This window comes from Streptomyces thermovulgaris (assembly GCF_002155915.1).
Lineage (GTDB): Bacteria > Actinomycetota > Actinomycetes > Streptomycetales > Streptomycetaceae > Streptomyces > Streptomyces thermovulgaris.
The window spans coordinates 1-291 of record NZ_MUME01000567.1 but is presented as its reverse complement, the minus strand read 5'-3'; the positions used below and the strand labels follow the sequence as shown (position 1 = coordinate 291).

Sequence of the window (291 nt, the reverse complement as noted above, 5' to 3'; positions counted from 1 at the left end):
CGGCCGGCGCCCGCGCGGGCGTGCGCCGTCACCTCGCGGCTCGTGCCGTCGGCGAAGCACACCCGCCCGTGCAGGTCCCAGGTGCCGGAGCCGAGTCCCGCGAGGTCCACGACCGTCTCGGCCGACCACGGGCCGTCGGCGGCGGGCACGAGAGGGACGGTGGCGTGCTGGGCCGTGCGGCCCGTCTCCCGGTGCCGCCACTGGAGCTCCAGGGTCCTGGGGCCGGCGGAGGCCACCGTGCCGTACAGCTCGTGCAGGCGCAGCCGCAGCAGGCCGCCCCCCGCGCGGGGG

The 291-nt window shown here is 80.1% G+C and carries 1 pseudogene; it reads right to left on the bottom strand.

Annotation, left to right across the window (positions count from 1 at the left end):
• A pseudogene (locus CCN35_RS27350) lies at positions 1-291 on the bottom strand (transferase); the annotation flags it as partial.